At 73.7% G+C, this 4,034-nt stretch carries 4 protein-coding genes; 3 read left to right on the top strand and 1 reads right to left on the bottom strand.

The features are described 5' to 3' along the window. Positions 1-119: 119 nt before the first annotated feature. The gene (locus tag ACFV0G_RS18600; RefSeq protein WP_380548430.1) at positions 120-599 is read right to left on the bottom strand and encodes a MarR family winged helix-turn-helix transcriptional regulator; all 480 of its coding nucleotides are present in this window, start codon (positions 597-599) and stop codon (positions 120-122) included. Positions 600-723: 124 nt separating this feature from the next. Here ACFV0G_RS18600 and ilvA point away from each other — a divergent pair, with 124 nt between their 5' ends. The 3 genes from ilvA (at position 724) to ACFV0G_RS18585 (ending at position 3,989) form a co-directional block, all read left to right on the top strand. Next, positions 724-1,935, top strand: coding sequence for a threonine ammonia-lyase (gene ilvA, locus ACFV0G_RS18595; RefSeq protein WP_380548427.1), 1,212 nt, complete (start codon positions 724-726; stop codon positions 1,933-1,935). Between the two features lie 178 nt (positions 1,936-2,113). Further along, the gene (locus ACFV0G_RS18590) at positions 2,114-3,124 is read left to right on the top strand and encodes an ATP-binding cassette domain-containing protein (protein WP_380548424.1); all 1,011 of its coding nucleotides are present in this window, start codon (positions 2,114-2,116) and stop codon (positions 3,122-3,124) included. 1 nt (position 3,125) lies between these two features. Next, entirely contained in the window at positions 3,126-3,989 is an 864-nt protein-coding gene (locus tag ACFV0G_RS18585; protein WP_380548420.1) for an ABC transporter permease, read from the top strand. The last annotated feature ends 45 nt before the right edge of the window (positions 3,990-4,034 follow it).

The following is a 4,034-nucleotide window of genomic DNA, read 5'->3' as shown; positions in this document are numbered from 1 at the left end:
GCGGGCCTCGGGGGCTGGGGGCGGCCCGCGGGGGGGCCCGGCCGCCCGGGGCGGCCCCGCCCCCCGGCCGCGGCGCCGGGCCCCGGCCCCCCGCGCCCCCGGCCGGAGCGGGCCGCCGGTCAGAGCGGGTCGTCGCGGTCGGCGGCGTAGGACTCCAGGGAGTCGTTGAAGCGGGCCAGCAGGGCGCAGAAGGCCCGCCGCTCCTCGGCGGGCCAGTCCGCCGTCAGGCGCCGCATCAGCTCCTCGCGCCAGGCCCGGACTTCGGCCAGCCGCCGGCCGCCGAGCGGGGTCAGCGCCAGGTGGACGGCGCGCCGGTCGGCGGGGTAGGGCACCCGGCCGACCAGGTCGGCCTCGACCAGCGGGGCGGCCTGCCGGGTGACGGTGGAGGAGTCCACGCCGAGGGCCGCGGCGAGCGCCTTCACGCTGGCCGGGCCGTGCTGCTGCAGTTCGTCCAGCAGCAGGTAGCCGGCGCGGTCCAGGGAGCCCACCGCGGTGTGCCGGACCTGTTCCAGGCGGCGTGCGAACACCGCGACCTGGTGGTGGAGTCGGGAGTCGGAGGGGCCGTCGCGGTCGGCGGCCCCGGGTGGGGTGGTCGTCATCGCGGGCTCGTGTTCGGGTGGCGGTGCGAGTGCTCGGAGCCAGCAGCGTACGCGCGGTGAACGCTGCCGGGAACAGGGCCGCGGCTGCCCGCCGGCGCGTCCGGCCGGCCGTACGCTGATCCGCATGCAGAGCTGGCCGATCACCCTCGACGACGTCCGCGGTGCGCACAAGATGCTGGCCGGGGTCGCCCGGGTCACGCCGATGGAGAGCAGCCGGTACCTGTCCGCGCTGGTGGGCTCGCCCGTCCACCTCAAGTGCGAGAACCTGCAGCGCACCGGCTCGTTCAAGCTCCGCGGCGCGTACGTGCGGATCGCCGGGCTCACCCCGGTGCAGAAGGCCTCCGGGGTGGTCGCGGCCAGCGCCGGCAACCACGCGCAGGGCGTCGCGCTGGCCGCCGCGCTGCTGGGGGTGCGCTCCACGGTGTTCATGCCGCTCGCGGCGCCGCTGCCGAAGGTCGCCGCCACCCGCGAGTACGGCGCCGAGGTGCGCCTGCACGGCAGCACCGTGGACGAGACACTGCAGGCCGCGCAGCACTGGTCGGAGGCGACCGGCGCGGTGTTCATCCACCCGTTCGACCACTGGGACGTGGTCACCGGCCAGGCGACCGTCGGCCTGGAGATCCTGGAGCAGTGCCCCGAGGTGCGCACCATCCTGGTCGGGGTGGGCGGCGGCGGGCTGCTGGCGGGGATCGCGGCCGCGGTGAAGCCGCTGCGCCCGGACGTGCGGGTGGTGGGGGTGCAGGCGGCCGGGGCGGCCGCGTACCCGCCGTCGCTGGCGGCCGGGCGGCCCGTCTCGCTGGAGCGGATCGCCACCATGGCGGACGGGATCATGGTCGGGCGCCCCGGGGACATCCCTTTCGAGGTGATCAACACGCTGGCCGACGGGGTCCGGACGGTCTCCGAGGACGCGCTGTCGCGGGCGCTGCTGGTCTCCCTGGAACGGCTCAAGCTGGTCGTCGAGCCGGCCGGGGCGAGCCCGGTCGCGGCGCTGCTGGAGCACCCCGAGGAGTTCGAGGGGCCGGTGGTGGCGGTGCTGTCCGGCGGCAACATCGACCCGCAGCTGATGCAGCGGGTGCTGCGCCACGGCCTGGCGGCGGCCGGCCGCTACCTGTCGCTGCGGGTCAGGCTGGCCGACAAGCCGGGGTCGCTGGCCGACCTGCTGGCGGTGCTGACCCGGATGGACGCGAACGTGCTGGACGTGGCGCACGTGCGGGTCGACCCGCGGCTGGGGCTGTCCGAGGTCGAGGTGGACCTGCACCTGGAGACGAAGGGCCCGGAGCACTGCGCGGCGGTCGTGGGGGAGCTCCGCGGGGCGGGGTACGTGGTCTCCCAGTAGCCCCGCGGCGGTCGGGGCTGGCCCGGCAGGTTAGGGGTCGGCGATCCTTGACGCGATATATCGCGTAGTGCCATGCTCTGCGCGGCATCGCGATGTATCGCGATTCCCACCCTCGCCCGCCCGGGCGCCTGTGTGACGATCAGAAGACATATCGGACAAAGAGGAGATGAGGCAGGCCATGGCGCCAGCCATCCAAGCCGAGAACCTGGTCAAGACTTTCGGTGACGTCCGCGCTCTCGACGGCGTCAGCCTCGATGTGCCCGAGGGCACCGTGCTGGGTCTCCTCGGCCCCAACGGAGCGGCCAAGACCACCACCGTGCGGGTCCTGACCACCCTGCTCCGCCCCGACTCCGGACGCGCCACGGTGGCCGGCGTGGACGTCCTCGGCCACCCCAACAAGGTGCGGAGCCTGATCGGGCTCTCCGGCCAGTACGCCGCCGTCGACGAGTACCTCACCGGCTTCGAGAACCTCCAGATGGTCGGCGAGCTCTACCAGATGAGTGCCCGCGACGCGAAGGCCCGGGCCCGCGAACTGCTGGAGTGGTTCAACCTCACCGAGGCCGCCGACCGGACGGCCAAGACCTACTCCGGCGGCATGCGGCGCCGGCTCGACCTCGCCGCCGCACTGGTCGTCCGCCCGCCGGTGATGTTCCTGGACGAGCCGACCACCGGCCTCGACCCGCGCAACCGCCTGGCGCTCTGGGAGGTCATCGAGACCCTGGTGGAGCAGGGCACCACCCTGCTGCTCACCACCCAGTACCTGGAGGAGGCCGACCGCCTGGCGCACGACATCGCGGTGGTCGACCACGGCAAGGTGATCGCCCGCGGCACCGCCGACGAGCTCAAGGCCCAGATCGGCGGCGAGCGCATCGAGGTGGTGGTGCACCGAGCCGACGAGACCGCCGAGGCCCTGGCCGCGCTCACCCCGTACGCCAAGGGCGATCCGGCGGTGGAGAAGAACACCCGCCGGATCACCGTCCCGGTCAGCGGCGGCGCCAAGGTGCTCGCCGACGTGATCCGCGAACTGGACGCCCGCTCGATCGAGATCGACGACATCGGTCTGCGCCGCCCCACCCTCGACGACGTGTTCCTCTCCCTCACCGGCCACGCCACCGAGGCCGAGGAGAACGGCGAGGACGGCGCGCAGCAGCCCGCCAAGGGCCGCCGCGGCCACGGGAAGGAGTCCTGAGATGACGACGACCACCGCCACCGGGCAGGCGATCGGCCACGCCGTCCCGCGCCAGCGCACCGGCCTCGCCGCCATGGCCCACGACTCCTGGGTGGTCGCCCGGCGCAACCTGCGCCGGATGACCCGGATCCCCGAGATCGTGGTCTTCGGCCTGATGCAGCCCGTGATGTTCGTGCTGCTCTTCTCGTACGTGATGGGCGGTGCCATCCAGATCCCCGGGGCCACCGCCAGCCACGACACCTACACCCAGTTCCTGATGGCCGGCATCTTCGCGCAGACCGTCACCTTCGCGGTGGCCGGCGCCTCGGCCGGCATCGCGGAGGACATGACCAAGGGCCTGGTCGACCGGTTCCGGTCGCTGCCGATGACCCGCTCGTCGGTGCTGGTCGGCCGGACCCTGGCGGACCTGGTGCAGACCGCGCTCACGCTCTTCGTGCTGGCCATGGTCGCGCTGCTGGTCGGCTGGCGGATCCACGAGGGCTTCCCCAAGGCGCTCGGCGCGTTCGGCCTGCTGCTCCTGCTCGGCTACGCCTTCTCCTGGATCGGCGCGCTGATCGGCCTGTCGGTGCGCAGCCCGGAGGCGGCCACCTCGGCCGGCCTGATCTGGCTGTTCCCGCTGACGTTCATCTCCAACGCCTTCGTGCCGGTCAGCTCGATGCCGGGCTGGCTGCAGCCGATCGCCTACTGGAACCCGTTCTCGGCGACCGTCCAGGCCTGCCGCGACCTCTTCGGCAACCAGGTCGGCCCGGCGCCGGACGCCTGGCCGATGCAGCACGCCGTGGTGGTCTCCGCCGTCTGGTCGCTGGTGATCATGGCGGTCTTCTCCTGGCTGTCGGTGCGCAAGTACCGCTCGGCCGTCGGCTGACCGCAGCGGGCCCGAAACGCCGGAGCGGCCGCACCCCCCGGGGGG

The sequence above is a fragment of the Kitasatospora sp. NPDC059571 genome, from assembly GCF_042735675.1.
In the GTDB taxonomy this organism is placed as follows: Bacteria; Actinomycetota; Actinomycetes; order Streptomycetales; family Streptomycetaceae; genus Kitasatospora.
Note: the sequence above shows the minus strand (reverse complement) of the source record. Positions and strands in the feature narration are given on the sequence as shown.